This is a genomic window from Bizionia gelidisalsuginis (assembly GCF_008086185.1).
GTDB lineage: Bacteria > Bacteroidota > Bacteroidia > Flavobacteriales > Flavobacteriaceae > Bizionia > Bizionia saleffrena.
This window is the reverse complement of sequence record NZ_VSKN01000022.1, coordinates 24,519-40,578: the sequence shown is the minus strand read 5'-3', so window position 1 is coordinate 40,578 and position 16,060 is coordinate 24,519. Positions and strand designations below refer to the sequence as shown.

Sequence of the window (16,060 nt, the reverse complement as noted above, 5' to 3'; positions counted from 1 at the left end):
AATAAATGATTGGCTTTAAGTATTCTAAAGAGCTTATCTCTTCCTGTTTTTATCTTTTTTAAATCCTCTTCTAACAAATAATATAGTTTTCTTGTACCTAAACGTGGCATCTTCATTCTTAATACACAAACCAAATCGATGACTTGTTGTGCTAAATTTTGCTTACGCAGTTTTGATTTTTTAGTTCGGTAATACACCTGTCTATTTACCCCAAGTAATCCGCAAGTAGAAACTATTTTTTCTTTGGTTTGCTCTCGGTACTGATCGATAACTTGGGTGTGTAATTTTTTCTTATTTGAATATCATACTCTCTTTCAGCCATATCAACCAACATATCAAAAATAATAACCTTTTTGTCTGCTCGTTCTGCTAAATGTTCCGCTCTAGCTTTTTGTTTTTCTAACAACTTAACTTTTGCTTCTAGCTCAAGTATTCTTTGTTCAGGTATTTTAGACATAGTAACGGGTGTTTGATTTTCCCAATCAAAATTACCCTATTTTTTTAACCATTTAGTTACAGTGGAGTCACTTTGAATACCATATTTGGTCTGTGCTTGACTTTTTGTAAGAAGTCCTTGTTCAACTTCTTGAATAATTTGTAGTTTAAAATAAAGTGAGTAATCTTTTTGGGTACGCTTTACGTGCCCAGTGTTTTCTATACGTTTCATTACACTATTGTTTTAGTGTATCGCTATTTCAGAACGGGACAAGACATAAAAAAAAGCGATTGTACATTTACAATCGCTTTTTTTTTATGTCTATCTAATATCTATTCAAAAACGGCGTTACACGCTGCAATGGTTTTATCTAAATCTTTATAGGATAAAGCATCACTTATAAACCACGTCTCGAAAGCACTTGGCGCGATATAAACACCATTATTTAACATGCCATGAAAAAACATTTTAAATGTTTCGTTATTTCCTTTTGCTGCTGTTTCAAAATCAATGACTTCAGTTTCATCAAAATGCACAGAAATCATAGACCCTACTCTATTTATAGTATGAGTAATATTGCGATTTACCAATACTTCAGATAAACCTTTGTGTAAATATTCAGTTTTTTCAGCCAAACGATTAAAAATCTCTTTATCGTTATTTAATTCTGTTAACATAGCTAACCCTGCTGCCATTGCTAAGGGGTTCCCGCTTAATGTTCCTGCTTGATACACGGGGCCTAGAGGCGACAAGTGGTTCATAATTGCATTATTTGCGGCAAAAGCACCAACTGGTAAGCCGCCACCAATAACTTTTCCGAAGCATAGAATATCGGCTTTTACATTATACAGTTCTTGAGCACCACCTTTGGCCAATCTGAAACCGGTCATCACCTCATCAAAAACTAACAAGATGTCATTGGCATCACATAAAGCTCTTAATTGTTGCAGGAAATTGTTTTTTGGCGGAATACACCCCATATTTCCGGCAACAGGCTCTATAATAATACACGCTATTTCTCCTTTATTTGCTTCGATTAATGCTTCAACATTTCCTATATCGTTGTACTTTGCTAGTAACGTATCCTTTGCTGTTCCTGCGGTTACACCTGGACTATTCGGACTCCCGAAAGTCACAGCACCACTTCCTGCTTGTATTAAAAACGAATCACTATGTCCGTGGTAGCAACCAGCAAACTTTATAATTTTATCTTTCCCGGTATACCCTCTTGCCAAGCGCACTGCACTCATACAGGCTTCTGTTCCTGAATTTACAAAACGGATTTTATCTATGTTTGGCACCATTGAAACTGCTAATTCTGCAATCTGAGTTTCTATTTCGGTTGGCATCCCAAAGGAGGTTCCTTTTCTCGCTTTTTCGATTACTGCATTAACAACCGGTTCGTAAGCGTGACCCAAAATCATAGGACCCCAAGAATTTATGTAATCGATTAATGTGTTGCCATCTTCATCGTATAGGTAAGCCCCTTTTGCCTCTTTTACAAAAATAGGCGTTCCTCCTACCGCTTTAAATGCTCGAACTGGAGAATTCACACCTCCAGGAATAACTTGCTCTGCTTTTGCAAACAAAGCACTACTACGTTTATAAATCATAAAATATTTTACTCTTTTATAATGGTTTAATATATAAAATTTGACCTATCGCTAATTCGTTCGATCTAAGGCCATTTAAATCTTGAAGTGCTTTCACCGACATGTTATAAGTTCTCGATAATGAATATAAGGTATCGCCAGCCACTACCGTATGTTTGGTGTCGTCTTGTACCAAGCGTTTTGGTTCTTTTCCTAAAACTTCTAAATCGTAATGATACAATTGGTAACGTTCTATTAAGCTAATTAGTTTTGCTGGATACTTTCTGTCTGTTGCATAACCTGCCGCTTTTAGTCCTTTGGCCCACGCCTCGTAATCGTCTATTGGTAGATTAAAAAGGGTAGAGTAACGTTTTCTTTCTTTTAAGAATAATGAATGATCTCTAAAAGAATATTTAGAGTGTTTATATTTTCTGAAACATTCTTGCGCTGCATCATCATCGTGATAAATTTTATCGCCCGTCCACTCACGGTGACATTTAATACCAAAATGATTATTTGCCTCAACCGATAAACGTCCGTTTCCAGAACCCGACTCTAAAATACCTTGCGCCAATGTTATACTAGCAGGAATGCCATAATCTCTCATTTCATCTTTCGCAATACCGCTATAGTTTGCAATATACGCTTCCGTTGCAGTAGCATACACTTTAGTCGCCGACTTTACTTCTCCCCTGTCTTTAGGGGCAGCAATAATTACATTCTCTCCCGTATTCGTTTTAGGTTGTCGTATAACGCGTTCTGTTTTATTTTTAGATTTACTGGTAACCACCTTTTTACGCGATCCACAACTTAAAACGAGCATACTTAAACATATAATGGTAACTATTTTTTTCATTAATTTTATTGTATTAACGGTAATTCTTTTTGTTTTAAAATAGCGTTCATTCCTGCTATACCTTGTAATCCTCCAGTATGAATTGCTAAAATCTTCGTTCCTTTAGCAAAATATCCTTTTTTTATTAAATCTGAAATTCCAAATAACATCTTTCCCGTGTAAATAGGATCTAAAGGAATATCATTTTGCGCTTTAAACTGGTTTATAAACGTTATCAACTCAGGTTTTATTTTAGCATAGCCCCCAAAATGATAATCGGTAATTAATTCCCAATTTTTACGATTTGCAAATTTACTAATATCCTCTTGTAAAAAGCTTCCTTTTAATGCCGAAAAACCTAAAATTTTCTGATTAGGGTTAGAACTGTTAATTAACCCAGAGATTGTACCTCCCGTTCCAACAGATGCGCACACCACATCGAAACTTTTATCTCCTTCACTTAAGATCTCCTCACAGCCCTTAACAGCTAAATCGTTAGTACCGCCTTCGGGTACGGCATAAAACGAACCGAATTCATTCTCTAAAGCATTTAAAAACTCCGGATTGCTTTTATCTCTAAATTGTTCGCGACTTACAAATTTTAAATGCATTCCGCAACGTTTAGCATACTCCAACGTTTCATTGTGTACCGTTTTCTTGGCAAGCTCTTCACCTCTTATAATTCCTATGGTCTTTAATCCGGCTGATTTTCCGGCGGCAGCGGTTGCAATAATATGATTAGAAAAAGCTCCTCCAAAAGTTAAAAGTGTCCCGTCGTTATTCTCTTTAGCAAATGCGACATTGTACTTTAATTTCCTGTATTTATTTCCAGAAATAATAGGGTGTATAGCATCCTCGCGTTTAAGATAGACCTCCACATCTTCATTATGCCGTAAAATAACGCGTTCGTTTATGCTGTTTTCTAAGTTAAAAATCATAGCTACGAATATACTTTAAAAATTGCCAAAACGAACGTGTTTTTAAATAGTTTAGGTTAGACTCATTCGCATAAGACTCTCTTTCAAATGAAATATTCTTATACGCTTTGTGGGTGTTTTTATACTGAATATATCTGCAAATAAATTCAATACCATAAACAATATAAAAAAGAAGAAGGCACAACTCGAGTTGCTGTTTTAAATGAATTTTCTCGTGATTAATTAAAACAGCGTCGTCTTTTAAAACTTTCGACTTTAAAAACACAAACGGATACATCGTTAAACCAGAATAGCCTTTAGGCACTAAATATTTAGAAAATAATATCACTTTTAAAAGCGTTCAAAAACCACTCCAATTTACATTATATTTGTAACATATGAAGAAATTTATACCAATTGAAGAGGGTGATTATTACCTAACACCCGAAGGTTATAAGTGTTTTACAGAACAATACCACTTAAAAAGAGGGTATTGCTGCCAAAGCGGATGTAGACATTGCCCTTATGGTTTCAATAAAAAAACAAATACAAAAACCACATAATTCCGAAGCATTAGCCTATAAAAAACAATGCCTTTCGTTAACTCTTTAATTAGCAGGAATGTACCATCACTACTGATTACAAAAACATATTAAAATGACTTTTAAAGCGCAAATTCTAGAAGGTATTCCAGATCAATTACCTAACAAAAAACCTTACGAAACCGAAATCAATCACGCACCAAAGCGTAAAACCATTCTATCTCCCGAAGAAGAAAAATTAGCATTAAGAAATGCATTGCGTTATTTCGATAAAAAACACCATAACACTTTAATTAATGAGTTTAAGCACGAACTTGATACTTATGGTCGTATTTATATGTATCGTTTGCGTCCGGATTATAAAATGTACGCCCGCCCTATTAGCGACTATCCAGCACAATCGAAACAGGCTGCAGCGATTATGTTAATGATTCAAAATAATTTAGATAATGCCGTTGCGCAACATCCGCATGAATTAATTACTTATGGGGGTAACGGTGGTGTGTTTTCAAATTGGGCGCAATACCGTTTAACATTGAAGTATTTAGCCGAAATGAACGACGAGCAGACACTAGTTATGTATTCTGGGCACCCTCTGGGATTATTCCCCTCGCATAAAGAAGCACCAAGAGTCGTCGTGACTAACGGAATGATGGTTCCTAATTATTCAAAACCGGACGATTGGGAAAAATTTAATGCGTTAGGCGTTACGCAATACGGACAAATGACTGCTGGAAGCTATATGTATATTGGGCCACAAGGTATTGTGCACGGCACCACTATTACGGTTTTAAACGCTTTTAGAAAAATTAATAAAACGCCAAAAGGAAATCTATTTGTAACCTCTGGCTTAGGAGGTATGTCTGGAGCGCAACCAAAAGCAGGCAATATTGCAGGTTGTATTACGGTGTGTGCCGAAGTAAATCCTAAAATAACCCAGGTACGTTTAGATCAAGGATGGATCGATGAAAAAATTACCGATTTAGATGAGTTAGTGGCACGCGTTGAAAAAGCAAAGGCCGAAAAACAAACCGTTTCTATCGCGTATTTAGGAAATATTGTAGAGGTGTGGCAAAAATTTGATGAGGCGAATGTCCACATCGATTTAGGAAGCGATCAAACCTCACTTCATAATCCTTGGGCTGGTGGTTATTACCCTATGGGCTTATCCTTTGAAGAAGCCAATCAAATGATGTCCAAAGATCCAGAGGCCTTTAAAAAGAAAGTTCAAGAAACGTTATGCCTTCACACGGACGCTATAAATAAGCATACGGCAAAGGGCACGTATTTCTTCGATTATGGTAACGCCTTCTTATTGGAAGCCTCGCGCGCAGGAGCAGATATTATGGCCGAAAACGGAATCGACTTTAAATATTCAAGTTACGTACAAGATATTATGGGGCCCATGTGTTTCGATTATGGCTTTGGCCCTTTTCGCTGGGTGTGTGCTTCTGGAAAACCTGAAGATTTAGCTAAAACAGACACCATTGCCTGTGAGGTTTTAGAAGAGATAAAACGTCATTCTCCGGAAGAAATACAACAGCAAATGAGCGATAATATTCAATGGATTAAAGGCGCTCAAGCTAATAAATTGGTTGTTGGCTCTCAGGCTAGAATATTATATGCCGATGCAGAAGGTCGTGCAAAAATAGCCGAAGCCTTTAACCAAGCAATTGCAAAAGGAGACATCGAGACCGTTATATTAGGTCGCGATCATCATGATGTTTCAGGTACGGACTCCCCATATCGTGAAACCTCAAACATTTATGACGGCTCACGGTTTACGGCAGATATGGCCATACAAAATGTAATTGGCGATAGCTTTCGCGGCGCAACTTGGGTAAGTATACACAACGGTGGCGGCGTTGGCTGGGGCGAAGTTATAAATGGTGGATTTGGTATGGTTATTGATGGTACTAAAGAAGCGTCAAAGCGCTTAAAATCAATGCTCTTCTGGGATGTTAACAACGGGATTTCTAGACGTAGTTGGGCAAGAAACAAAGGCGCTGTTTTCGCAATAAAACGCGCTATGGAAATGGAACCTAATTTAAAAGTAACCTTACCTAATTTAGTAGATGATGAAATTATAGACGCTTTATAATTACTAACATAAAAATTGAAAAAGATGAAATTAATAAAAACACTACCTGTATTACTACTTCTTTTAGTAGTTGCTTCGTGTAGTTCGGTGCGGGTGCAGTCGGATTACGATAAGAATGCTAATTTTAGTAATTACAAAACCTTTGCTTTCTTTAAAACAGGAATCGATAAGGCCGAAATTAGCGACTTAGACAAACGTAGAATTCTAAGAGCCATAGAATCGGAAATGATGGCAAAAGGGTTTACAAAATCGGAAACGCCAGATCTTCTCGTTAGTATTTTTACAAAATCACGCCAAGAAGTTAACGTGTATAACAACGGAGGTTACGGAATGTACGGTTACGGCTGGGGCTGGAGTCCTTATTATAACCGCAATACAGTGAGTACTTCTATGCAAGGTAGTTTGTATATTGATTTAATCGATGCCAATAAAAAAGAACTTATTTGGCAAGGTAAAGGTTCAGGGTATTTAAACACCTCGGGAAATATCGATGAAAAAGAAGCACGAATTAATGAATTCGTTTTTGAAATCTTATCGAAGTATCCGCCGGAAGCTAAAAAATAAATTTTAAAAAAGCGATTCAATTTTAAAAATTGAATCGCTTTTTTCTTTACTCTTAGACGCTACTAATCGTCCGTTTTTATTTTTATTTTAGTCTCTTCGCCGTCTTCTTTAATTTTCACCTTTTTATCTTCAGTTTCCATTTTTATTTTAGTGTCTTCGCCATCTGTTTTAATTTTGATTTCAGCGCCCTCATTTTTCATTTCTTCAATCAACTCTTCTTTTTGAGATTTTTCATCTCTACAAGATGTAAATGCAACGGTCATAAAACTTATGGCTAAAGCCGTGTAAATCAATTTTCTCATTTTAAATATGTTTAATTAGTTTAAGTTAAATATACTAATTAATTGTAAACCAAATACATTAAGGGAAATAAACTGTAGCGTGACCATTTGCAACCAACCACAAGTTAACATCTACTCCTTCTAAAATAATAGTTGCTAGATAACGACCATACTTACCCTGCTTATCTTTATAGGAAATAATTTCAACTTCTTTATCCAAAATCATTTCTCTTAAAATGTCTCTTACTTTTTTGCCTTCAATTTTTTCAGCTCCTCTAACTTCTGGCGTATCGATACCGTACAAACGTAATTTCATTTGCTGAAAATGTAAAAAACCTAAATCTACAACAGCAGTCTCCGTATCGCCATCGTAAACAGCAATAATTTTTGCTTTATAATTATACATCTCATCCTGTTTTATGGTATTAATTTACAACTATTTAATAATTACAGACTTAAAATAAAATTATTATCACATCTATTGAACTCTTATATTTGTAAAATATGGACAACAACAAACCTCTTTTAAGAATTAGTGATATCGCCGAAAAACTAAACGTTTCCCTAAAAACAGTAAGAAGACATATACATTCGGGCAAATTACAATCGACAAAAATTGGTGGTGTTCATCGTATTTCTGAAGCGGACTATCTTCAATTTTTAAACACTTTTAAATCGGAAACCATAGAGAAGCAAGGCGCTGAAAAACAGCCAAAGCACCTAAAATCTAAAAAAACAGATACTATTAATTGGACTGATATTAGTGATTTATGGGATACCCCGAAAGCTACACAGCTCACCTCAGCAGATTTATTTAGTGGCACTGGCGGAATGGCTCTAGGTTTCCAGCTAGCTGGTTTTACTCCTCTTTGTGGACTTGATTGGTTTAAGGAAGCTGGGGAATCGTATCGTAAAAACTTGAAACATCCTCATATTGAAGGTGATATTACGAGTAACGCCATAAAAAAAGAATTTATTTACACCGTTAAACAACAACTTAACGGCAAACCATTAACGGTCCTTTCTGGCGGATTTCCTTGTCAAGGATTTAGTATGTCGGGTAGTCGCATTGTAGAAGATGAGCGCAATTCGTTGTACAAAGATATGTTAGATATTATTTCAGAATTAAATCCGGAGTATATTGTTGCAGAAAACGTAAAAGGACTGCGCTCAATGCTAAAAGGCAAAGTTGAAAATAAAATAATTAAAGATATTGAAGCTTTAGGCTACAACGTAAATGTTACCGTTTTAAATGCTGCCGACTATTATGTCCCGCAAAAAAGAGAACGTATCATTTTTATCGCTAATAAAATTAATAAAACTAATTATCACCCTGCACCGTTATTGGAACCTGCCACTTATATCACCACAAAAGAAGCCATAAAAGATTTAATTAAGGTGAAAGACAACCCCTCTATAAATCATGTTCGCACTAAACATCGCGAGGATATGAAAACGCGCTTGGCAGCCGTACCCGAAGGTAAAAGTTTATACGATAATTATAGTGACTCGTGGAAAAAATGCTCGTGGAATGAAGCGAGTTGCACTATTAAAGAAAATCATGGCGGTGTCAATATTCACCCTATCGAACCGCGTGTAATAACGGTTCGAGAAATGGCACGACTACAATCGTTCCCAGATTGGTTTATTTTTGAAGGCTCGAAATCCAAGCAAATGGTACAAATAGGGAATGCCGTACCGCCACTTTTAGCAAAGGCGATTGGATTAGCCATTCGAAAATCGTATGACGAAAAATAGGGCCTAATAACCGTTTCACTTTAAAGCATAAAAAAAGAGAAGCCCTAGAACTTCTCTTTTTTAATAGTATTTTATTGATACAATCCCTTCTTCGCATTTAATTATAAAAATTAAGTTTTAATAATTAAGAAGGCTTTCTATTTTTACTTTTATTTTTTCTGTTGAAGGAATCATTGTTTCTTCTAAAGTAGAATTTAAGGGAATTGCTGGCATATTTTCACTTCCAATAGTTAGTACTGGCGCATCTAAATATTTAAAGCATTCCTCTTGAATTTTACCTGCTAATGCTCTGGCAAAACTGTTGTTTGACGGCTCTTCAGTAACGACTAAACATTTACCTGTTTTCTTAACCGATTTCATTATCGTGTCTTCATCAAGCGGAAATAACGTTCGTAAATCGATCACTTCAATTTGGTCTTTCATTCCTAATTCTTCACTTGCATTCATTGCCCAATGCACGCCCATTCCGTAGGTAACAATGGTTAACGTTTCTAAGTCGTCTTGTTTCCATATTTCTTGTAATACCCACGCTTTACCAAATGGCAGGACGTAATCTTCGCTAGGCTCGACAGACGTCGCCCCTTTTGTTCCGGGCACTTTACTCCAATACAAACCTTTGTGTTCTAGGATAACCACAGGATTCGGGTCGTAATACGCCGCTTTCATCAGTCCTTTTAAATCGGCACCATTACTAGGATATGCTATTTTAATGCCGCGAATATTAGTAATCACACTTTCTACAGACGATGAATGGTAAGGCCCGCCACTTCCGTAGGCACCAATTGGCACCCGTAAAATCATACTTACAGGCCATTTCCCGTTACTTAAATAGCAACTTCTACTCACTTCTGTAAATAATTGATTTAATCCTGGCCAGATATAATCGGCAAATTGAACCTCAACAATGGGCTTTAAACCTACGGCACTCATTCCCACTGTGGAACCAACAATAAAAGCTTCTTGAATTGCGGTATTAAATACACGGTCATCACCAAATTTCTGCGCTAACGTTGCTGCTTCTCTAAACACACCCCCTAAGCGACCTCCAACATCTTGGCCGTACAACAAACACTCTTTGTGCTTTCTCATTATTTCCTCTACAGCAAATAACGCACAATCTACCATAACCACTTTCTCGGCACATTCTGGAGAGCGTTCTCCTCGTTCTTCGGTAATTGGCGTCGGTGCAAAATCGTTAGTAAATAAATCTTCAGGTTTTGGGTCTTCGGCTAATAGTGCTTTATCGAAATCTGCTTGAACATTCACTTTTACCGCCGCTTCTATTTTATCAATATCTTTTTGCGAAAATCCGCTATCCAACAATTGTTGTTTTAAAACTGGATACGGATCTCTTGTTTTTGCTTCCTCTAGATCATCGCGATACCATTCCATTCGCACTCCAGAAGTATGATGATTTAACAACGGTACTTTGGCGTGTACTAAAAACGGTCTGCGTTCGGTACGGATGGTTTCTATTACTTTTTCTAAGGCTTGGTAACTTTCTGTAAAGTTGGCACCATCAATAGTAATAGCTTCTAATCCTTTAAAACCTTGCGCATACTCGAAGGCATCTTGAGCACGGGTTTCGGCTGCATTGGCAGAAATATCCCAACCATTATCTTGTACTAAGTATAAAATAGGCATTTGCTTTAAAGCGGCCATTTGGAACGCTTCGGAAATTTCGCCTTCGGTTACTGAGGCATCCCCTAAAGAGCATACCGTAATTGGTTTGAGTTCTTTAGATTGCGCTTGGGTAGATGTATCAAGAATTGAATTATCTAAACCTTGTTTTTCTAAATACTGCATTCCCATTGCTGTCCCTGTTGCAGGGATAGTCTGCATTCCTGTTGCCGACGATTGGTGCGGAATTTTAGGTTTATCTTGATCCTTTAAACTCGGGTGTGCATAATAGGTTCGTCCGCCAGAGAACGGATCGTCTTTTTTTGCTAATAATTGCAACATTAAGTCGTACGGTTTTAAACCGAAAGACAGCAACATCGCATCGTCTCTGTAATATGGAAAGGCATAATCTTGTGGTAACAATTGCATACCCAATGCGATTTGTATCGCTTCGTGTCCACGAGAGGTAGCGTGTACATATTTTGAAACTTGTTTAAAGTTCGCTTCGTACAACTCGGCCATTGCTTTGGCGGTGCATAGATTTAAAAATCCTTTTTCTAAAATGTCTTTTTTCATATTAAAATCTATTCGTCGGTTAGCGAGTTTTTAATAACAGTGCCGTTACTTTTTTTCTGAAATATCGCTGCTGTATTATGTTTAATAATTACGCTAACTGACGGTTTATTTTTTTGCTATTGCGATTAATCGTTTACTTTAATTTGATCTATCGGAACTTAAAACTGCGTTAGGGATTGAGGCTTTGTTGGAGCGCTCCCGATTTTTCTTCGGGAAGCGACTGCCGAAAGCGCGACTCTTGTGGTAACGCCCAAACACTGCTATGCTAACTCGTTTTTCAAGGTAATTAACCAATTAAATTTATCTTCGGTCTGGCCAGTTTTTATAGCGTCTAGGGTATTATTAACGTCTAAACCAACCGGACTTTCGTCGGAAACGTGAACTACTTCATCGTCTACTCCAATCTCCTGAATGTAAGCAATACCAACGGCGGTACCTGTACCGAAAGCTTCTTCTAACGTGCCATTCTTTGAAGCTTCTTGCACCTCGTCGATAGTAATGGCGCGCTCGGTAACTTCGAAACCTTTATCGCGTAAAATAGCGATAACACTCATTCTCGTAATGCCATCTAAAATGGAACCATCGCGTTTAGGAGTAATGAATTTTCCGTTGATTTTGAAGAAAATATTCATTGTTCCCACCTCCTGAATATATTTATGCTCGACCGCATCGAGCCACAACACCTGGTCGTACCCTTTTGCTTTTGCTAGCTCCGTCGGAAGTACAGCTCCTGCATAATTACCTGCGGCTTTAGCTTCTCCCGTTCCACCGTGCGCTGCACGAATGTATTGCTTTTCGGCCCATAATTTAATGCGCTTACTAAAAAACGGTCCTGCTGGTGAGGCCATAATTATAAACTTATAATGTGTTGCTGCACGCATACCAATAAAGGCTTCGTCGGCGTACATAAACGGTCTTAAATATAATGCACTTCCATCGGCTGGCGGAATCCAATTACGTTCTAAAGACACCATTGCTTTTAAACCTTCTACGAATAAATCTTCGGGAAAATGTGGCATTCCCATACGGTCGGCACTAGCATTTAAGCGTGCCGCATTTTTATCGGCACGAAAAATCACCGGATTTCCATTGGCGTCTTTCGTTGCCTTCATACCTTCAAAAATCGCTTGTCCGTAATGTAAAGCCATTGCTGCCGGATGCGTTGGAATAGCGGATAAAGGTTCTATTCTTGGATTACTCCATTCGCCATTGCTATAATCGCAAATAAACATATGGTCTGTAAAAGTGGTCCCTAGAGGAATGTTGTTAAAATCGAGGTCTTTAACTTTCGATTCTGCAATTTTAGTAATTGCTATATTGTGTTTCATTATGATATGTTTTAATCGGTTCTAGTGCTTATCTAGAACATAAATATTATAGTTTTCTATTGACATCGAACTGCTCGAAATAATCGGCAACCCGGCGTACGAAGCTTCCGCCTAAAAAGCCATCGACAACACGATGATCGAAAGACAGCGATAAATACATCATACTACGTATCGCGATTTCATCTCCATTTTCTGTTTCGATAACTTCGGGACGCTTTTTAATAATTCCTAAAGCTAAAATGGCTACTTCGGGTTGGTTTATAATAGGCGTGCCCATAACGCTACCAAAAGTACCAACGTTAGAAATTGTAAACGTGCTTCCTTTTATATCGTCTCCCGCCAATTTATTTTCTCTTGCTTTTCCGGCAAGTTCGTTAACGTTTTCGGCAAGGGTTTTTAAATCTTTCGTATCGGCATTTTTTACAACAGGCACAATTAAATTACCACTTGGAAGTGCGGTTGCCATACCAATATTAATATTTTCTTTTACAATAATGTTATTACCGTCTACCGATGCATTAATATTCGGGAAGTCTTTAACCGCCTTTGCTACGGCTTCTACAAATAATGGTGTGAAGGTTAAGCGCTCACCGTATTTTTCTTGAAAAGCCACTTTATTAGCATTTCTCCAATTTACCATATTGGTTAAATCGGCTTCCACGTAAGCGGTAACATGTGGTGCAGTATGCTTAGAATACACCATATGATCGGCGATCATTTGCCGCATTCTATCCATTTCAATGACCTTACCCTTCCCTTTATCGAAGTTTAGTTGCGGAATTCGGTATGCCGTAGGATCTTGAGTTATGGGCTGAGCAAATTTATAAGGCCTGCCATCCTCTATATAATTAAACAGATCGCTTTTACGTAATCTATCGTCGTTTCCTGTGGCTGGAATTCGTGCTAGTTCTTCAAAACTGATATGGTATTCTTTCGCTATTTTTATAATTAGCGGAGAAAAGAATGTATTGGTATTGGCTGTTGAAAAAGCACCAGTTGTTACTTGTGGCTGTGATGCCGCTTGATGCTTCTTAGTTGGCTTTTTTGATTGTTTTTCCTTTTTTGGAAGCTTTTTATCTTCAATTGAAGCTGATTTACTGCCTTCGGTAGAAGCATGAAGTTCTTCAGACAGTGCTAAAGTTGCTATTACAGTACCTACTGGCACAACATCTTTGGCTTGAAAAAGGGTTTTAGTTAATTTTCCTGAGGCTGGCGCTGGGACTTCGTTATCTACTTTGTCTGTCGCTACCTCTAGAATAATATCACCTTCATTAAAACTATCGCCTTCATTTACTAACCAATTAATGATTGTTCCTTCGGTAATACTTTCGCCCATTTTAGGCATTATTAATTCAAAATTTTTCAAGCTTAAAATCGGTTTTAGTTAAAGAATTAAAAGTACTAAATTTATAGTCTGACAAATGTTAAAACCTAGGATCATTAATTCGTAAAGACTATAAATCTTTTTAAAATCCTATTTCTAGTTTTAAATTCTTTTAGTTCGTATATTTGTAAGTATAAAAAAATAATTTTCTTATGCAGAATGGTCTTGATAAAATAGACACTCGAATTTTAGCGTTGCTGCAACACAACAGTAATAGAACAACAAAAAGTATTGCTACGGAGTTAGGAATGACGACGACACCTATTTTTGAACGTATTAAGAAATTAGAAAAGGAAGGGTATATTACAAAGTATGTTGCTGTTTTAAACAATAAAAAAATAGGATTAAAACAAACCGTGTTTATAGGTATTACCTTGCAAGGTCATACCAGAAGTTTTCTAGAGAAATTTGTGACTCAGATTAACAGTTTCCCCGAAGTTATCGAGTGCCACCGTGTGAGCGGAAATTTCGACTATCTATTAAAACTGGTTGTTGAAGATATTGAAGCTTACGAAACGTTTATTATTTCGAAATTGACTTTACTTCCTTATTTAGGAAATGTGCAGAGTTTAATTACGTTATCCACGAGTAAAGAAACTAATGAGATTGATTTGAGTAGGATTCTTTAAATAGTTGTAAGAAATCAAAGTATGGTCTACTACATTTGGATTCCTTTTACTTAAATCGACACTTTTAGGCAACCTACTAACGCCTAATCGCTTTAACTAATAGTCAGTCTTTCGGTTTTAGTAGCTTCAGTCGCCTTATAGGTTTATATCAGTTTTATGAATTTCGTAAATCGATTATACGATTTAGTTTCCCTCCTACACTTTTAGGTATTGCTCCACAACAGTTTAAAGTGACCTTAATGCTTAATCCTATTTTATCTTTTATATTCTTTTTCAATGCATTAGATATGGAAATCAATGCTAAATTTTTTACAACGTCTTCGTTAGTGAATCCATTTCCTAATCCTATTTCTACCTGAAAATCACTATTGGTTTCCACCTTTACTTCTACTTGATCCGAGAGCCCTTCTTTAGTTACAATTAACTGATAGTTGGGAGCTAATTGATGGTATCCATTAAATATTTCTTCAATTTGAGTATGAAATAAGTTGACACCTCGAATAATTAACATATCGTCTGCACGCCCTTTTAACATTCCCATTTTAATGTGAGTTCTAGAAGTACTTTCATCATACGATAGACTACAAATGTCATTGGTCCAATACCTTAAAAAAGGCATCGCTTCTTTAGTCAGCGTTGTAAATACTAAGACACCTTCCTCACCATAAGGAAGTGGTTCTCCAGTATCTTTATCTACTATTTCTGGAAAAAAATGATCTTCCCAAACATAACTCCCTGTACCCTGTTCGTTATATGCTTCTTGAGATACACCAGGTCCAATAACCTCACTAAGCCCATAAATATTAGTAGCTTTTACCCCTAAAGAAGTCTCAATATCTTTTCTTATAACTTCGGTCCAAGGCTCTGCCCCCAGAATAGCATATTTTAGATTAATATCTGAAATGTTTAAGTTTCTTTTTTCTAATTCAAAAGCAATCGTTTGCGCATAGGAAGGTGTGCAGCAAATAACTTCTGGCTGAAAATCTTGCAAAAGAGTTATTTGTCTATCGGTCATTCCTACAGACACAGGAACTACCGCCATACCCAATTTCTCTGCTCCGTAGTGTATACCTATACCTCCAGTAAACAAGCCGTAACCATAGCTGTTATGCATTTTCATACCCGGTTTAGCACCGCCTGCCGACAAAGACCTTGCTACTACTTCAGAAAAAACATCCAAATCATTCTTTGTATAAGCGACTACTGTAGGCTTTCCTGTAGTACCACTAGAACAGTGAATACGCGCTAATTTATCTTGAGGCACGGTTAAAAACCCAAAAGGATACTGATCTCTTAAGTCCGTTTTTTTCGTAAAAGGAAGCTTATGGATGTCATTAATAGATTTTATAGATGAAACGTCTACACCAGCTTCATCAAACAAATTTTTATAAAATGGAACATTTTTATACACGCGATTTACAAGAGTTACAAGGCGTTCGCTTTGCAGTTTTCTAAGCTTTACTAAAGGAAGTGTCTCTATTTCTTTATTATACATAG

Annotated in this window: 17 protein-coding genes; 5 read left to right on the top strand and 12 right to left on the bottom strand. The window is 36.9% G+C overall.

The window, feature by feature from the left end; genetic code table 11:
* Nucleotides 1-232 precede the first annotated feature (232 nt).
* The 6 genes from ES677_RS15505 to ES677_RS12945 all read right to left on the bottom strand — a co-directional run bounded on the left by ES677_RS15505 (nucleotide 233) and on the right by ES677_RS12945 (nucleotide 4,129).
* Nucleotides 233-457 carry a hypothetical protein gene (locus ES677_RS15505; protein WP_211357884.1) on the bottom strand — a complete coding sequence of 75 codons (225 nt, stop codon included), beginning with the start codon at nucleotides 455-457 and terminating at the stop codon, nucleotides 233-235.
* A 36-nt stretch (nucleotides 458-493) separates the two neighbouring features.
* Entirely contained in the window at nucleotides 494-667 is a 174-nt protein-coding gene (locus ES677_RS15500; protein WP_211357883.1) for a transposase, read from the bottom strand.
* 101 nt (nucleotides 668-768) lie between these two features.
* The gene (hemL, locus tag ES677_RS12960; protein WP_148381458.1) at nucleotides 769-2,049 is read right to left on the bottom strand and encodes a glutamate-1-semialdehyde 2,1-aminomutase; all 1,281 of its coding nucleotides are present in this window, start codon (nucleotides 2,047-2,049) and stop codon (nucleotides 769-771) included.
* A gap of 16 nt (nucleotides 2,050-2,065) precedes the next feature.
* The gene (locus ES677_RS12955; RefSeq protein ID WP_148370400.1) at nucleotides 2,066-2,884 is read right to left on the bottom strand and encodes a glucosaminidase domain-containing protein; all 819 of its coding nucleotides are present in this window, start codon (nucleotides 2,882-2,884) and stop codon (nucleotides 2,066-2,068) included.
* A 5-nt stretch (nucleotides 2,885-2,889) separates the two neighbouring features.
* Nucleotides 2,890-3,801 carry a 1-aminocyclopropane-1-carboxylate deaminase/D-cysteine desulfhydrase gene (locus ES677_RS12950; protein WP_148370401.1) on the bottom strand — a complete coding sequence of 304 codons (912 nt, stop codon included), beginning with the start codon at nucleotides 3,799-3,801 and terminating at the stop codon, nucleotides 2,890-2,892.
* On the bottom strand, nucleotides 3,791-4,129 hold the full coding sequence (locus ES677_RS12945; protein ID WP_148381457.1) for a hypothetical protein: 339 nt from the start codon (nucleotides 4,127-4,129) through the stop codon (nucleotides 3,791-3,793). Before ES677_RS12945 ends, ES677_RS12950 begins: the two co-directional genes overlap by 11 nt.
* Nucleotides 4,130-4,178: 49 nt before the next feature.
* Here ES677_RS12945 and ES677_RS15340 point away from each other — a divergent pair, with 49 nt between their 5' ends.
* The 3 genes from ES677_RS15340 (at nucleotide 4,179) to ES677_RS12935 (ending at nucleotide 6,987) form a co-directional block, all read left to right on the top strand.
* A complete protein-coding gene (locus tag ES677_RS15340) occupies nucleotides 4,179-4,343 on the top strand; it encodes a DUF5522 domain-containing protein (RefSeq protein WP_170234451.1) in 165 nt (54 codons plus the stop codon).
* Nucleotides 4,344-4,437: 94 nt separating this feature from the next.
* Nucleotides 4,438-6,423, top strand: coding sequence for a urocanate hydratase (locus ES677_RS12940; RefSeq protein WP_148381456.1), 1,986 nt, complete (start codon nucleotides 4,438-4,440; stop codon nucleotides 6,421-6,423).
* Between the two features lie 24 nt (nucleotides 6,424-6,447).
* A complete protein-coding gene (locus ES677_RS12935) occupies nucleotides 6,448-6,987 on the top strand; it encodes a DUF4136 domain-containing protein (RefSeq protein WP_148381455.1) in 540 nt (179 codons plus the stop codon).
* Between the two features lie 62 nt (nucleotides 6,988-7,049).
* Here the strand turns inward: ES677_RS12935 and ES677_RS12930 are convergent, their stop codons facing one another.
* Nucleotides 7,050-7,289 carry a hypothetical protein gene (locus ES677_RS12930; protein ID WP_148370405.1) on the bottom strand — a complete coding sequence of 80 codons (240 nt, stop codon included), beginning with the start codon at nucleotides 7,287-7,289 and terminating at the stop codon, nucleotides 7,050-7,052.
* Between the two features lie 58 nt (nucleotides 7,290-7,347).
* Nucleotides 7,348-7,674: a thermonuclease family protein gene (locus ES677_RS12925; protein WP_211357882.1), complete on the bottom strand. Its 327-nt coding sequence runs from the start codon at nucleotides 7,672-7,674 to the stop codon at nucleotides 7,348-7,350.
* A 98-nt stretch (nucleotides 7,675-7,772) separates the two neighbouring features.
* Here ES677_RS12925 and ES677_RS12920 point away from each other — a divergent pair, with 98 nt between their 5' ends.
* The gene (locus ES677_RS12920) at nucleotides 7,773-9,026 is read left to right on the top strand and encodes a DNA cytosine methyltransferase (protein WP_148370406.1); all 1,254 of its coding nucleotides are present in this window, start codon (nucleotides 7,773-7,775) and stop codon (nucleotides 9,024-9,026) included.
* 117 nt (nucleotides 9,027-9,143) lie between these two features.
* Here the strand turns inward: ES677_RS12920 and ES677_RS12915 are convergent, their stop codons facing one another.
* From ES677_RS12915 to ES677_RS12905, 3 genes are all read right to left on the bottom strand, one after another.
* A complete protein-coding gene (locus tag ES677_RS12915; RefSeq protein WP_148381454.1) occupies nucleotides 9,144-11,222 on the bottom strand; it encodes an alpha-ketoacid dehydrogenase subunit alpha/beta in 2,079 nt (692 codons plus the stop codon).
* 260 nt (nucleotides 11,223-11,482) lie between these two features.
* Nucleotides 11,483-12,550, bottom strand: a complete 1,068-nt coding sequence (locus ES677_RS12910; RefSeq protein WP_148381453.1) for a branched-chain amino acid aminotransferase — start codon at nucleotides 12,548-12,550, stop codon at nucleotides 11,483-11,485.
* A gap of 46 nt (nucleotides 12,551-12,596) precedes the next feature.
* Nucleotides 12,597-13,886, bottom strand: coding sequence for a dihydrolipoamide acetyltransferase family protein (locus tag ES677_RS12905; RefSeq protein WP_148381460.1), 1,290 nt, complete (start codon nucleotides 13,884-13,886; stop codon nucleotides 12,597-12,599).
* 200 nt (nucleotides 13,887-14,086) lie between these two features.
* Between ES677_RS12905 and ES677_RS12900 the strand changes: the two genes are divergently transcribed.
* On the top strand, nucleotides 14,087-14,563 hold the full coding sequence (locus ES677_RS12900; RefSeq protein WP_148370409.1) for an Lrp/AsnC family transcriptional regulator: 477 nt from the start codon (nucleotides 14,087-14,089) through the stop codon (nucleotides 14,561-14,563).
* Nucleotides 14,564-14,717: 154 nt separating this feature from the next.
* Here the strand turns inward: ES677_RS12900 and ES677_RS12895 are convergent, their stop codons facing one another.
* Nucleotides 14,718-16,058 carry a phenylacetate--CoA ligase family protein gene (locus ES677_RS12895; protein WP_148370410.1) on the bottom strand — a complete coding sequence of 447 codons (1,341 nt, stop codon included), beginning with the start codon at nucleotides 16,056-16,058 and terminating at the stop codon, nucleotides 14,718-14,720.
* Nucleotides 16,059-16,060: the final 2 nt, after the last annotated feature.

What these genes read in the sequence shown, in the direction of transcription:
- ES677_RS15505 (WP_211357884.1), bottom strand. Translation starts at nt 457, where the DNA reads ATGTCTAAAATACCTGAACAAAGAATACTTGAGCTAGAAGCAAAAGTT.
- ES677_RS15500 (WP_211357883.1), bottom strand. Translation starts at nt 667, where the DNA reads ATGAAACGTATAGAAAACACTGGGCACGTAAAGCGTACCCAAAAAGAT.
- hemL (WP_148381458.1), bottom strand. Translation starts at nt 2,049, where the DNA reads ATGATTTATAAACGTAGTAGTGCTTTGTTTGCAAAAGCAGAGCAAGTT.
- ES677_RS12955 (WP_148370400.1), bottom strand. Translation starts at nt 2,884, where the DNA reads ATGAAAAAAATAGTTACCATTATATGTTTAAGTATGCTCGTTTTAAGT.
- ES677_RS12950 (WP_148370401.1), bottom strand. Translation starts at nt 3,801, where the DNA reads ATGATTTTTAACTTAGAAAACAGCATAAACGAACGCGTTATTTTACGG.
- ES677_RS15340 (WP_170234451.1), top strand. Translation starts at nt 4,179, where the DNA reads ATGAAGAAATTTATACCAATTGAAGAGGGTGATTATTACCTAACACCC.
- ES677_RS12940 (WP_148381456.1), top strand. Translation starts at nt 4,438, where the DNA reads ATGACTTTTAAAGCGCAAATTCTAGAAGGTATTCCAGATCAATTACCT.
- ES677_RS12935 (WP_148381455.1), top strand. Translation starts at nt 6,448, where the DNA reads ATGAAATTAATAAAAACACTACCTGTATTACTACTTCTTTTAGTAGTT.
- ES677_RS12930 (WP_148370405.1), bottom strand. Translation starts at nt 7,289, where the DNA reads ATGAGAAAATTGATTTACACGGCTTTAGCCATAAGTTTTATGACCGTT.
- ES677_RS12925 (WP_211357882.1), bottom strand. Translation starts at nt 7,674, where the DNA reads ATGTATAATTATAAAGCAAAAATTATTGCTGTTTACGATGGCGATACG.
- ES677_RS12920 (WP_148370406.1), top strand. Translation starts at nt 7,773, where the DNA reads ATGGACAACAACAAACCTCTTTTAAGAATTAGTGATATCGCCGAAAAA.
- ES677_RS12915 (WP_148381454.1), bottom strand. Translation starts at nt 11,222, where the DNA reads ATGAAAAAAGACATTTTAGAAAAAGGATTTTTAAATCTATGCACCGCC.
- ES677_RS12910 (WP_148381453.1), bottom strand. Translation starts at nt 12,550, where the DNA reads ATGAAACACAATATAGCAATTACTAAAATTGCAGAATCGAAAGTTAAA.
- ES677_RS12905 (WP_148381460.1), bottom strand. Translation starts at nt 13,886, where the DNA reads ATGGGCGAAAGTATTACCGAAGGAACAATCATTAATTGGTTAGTAAAT.
- ES677_RS12900 (WP_148370409.1), top strand. Translation starts at nt 14,087, where the DNA reads ATGCAGAATGGTCTTGATAAAATAGACACTCGAATTTTAGCGTTGCTG.
- ES677_RS12895 (WP_148370410.1), bottom strand. Translation starts at nt 16,058, where the DNA reads ATGTATAATAAAGAAATAGAGACACTTCCTTTAGTAAAGCTTAGAAAA.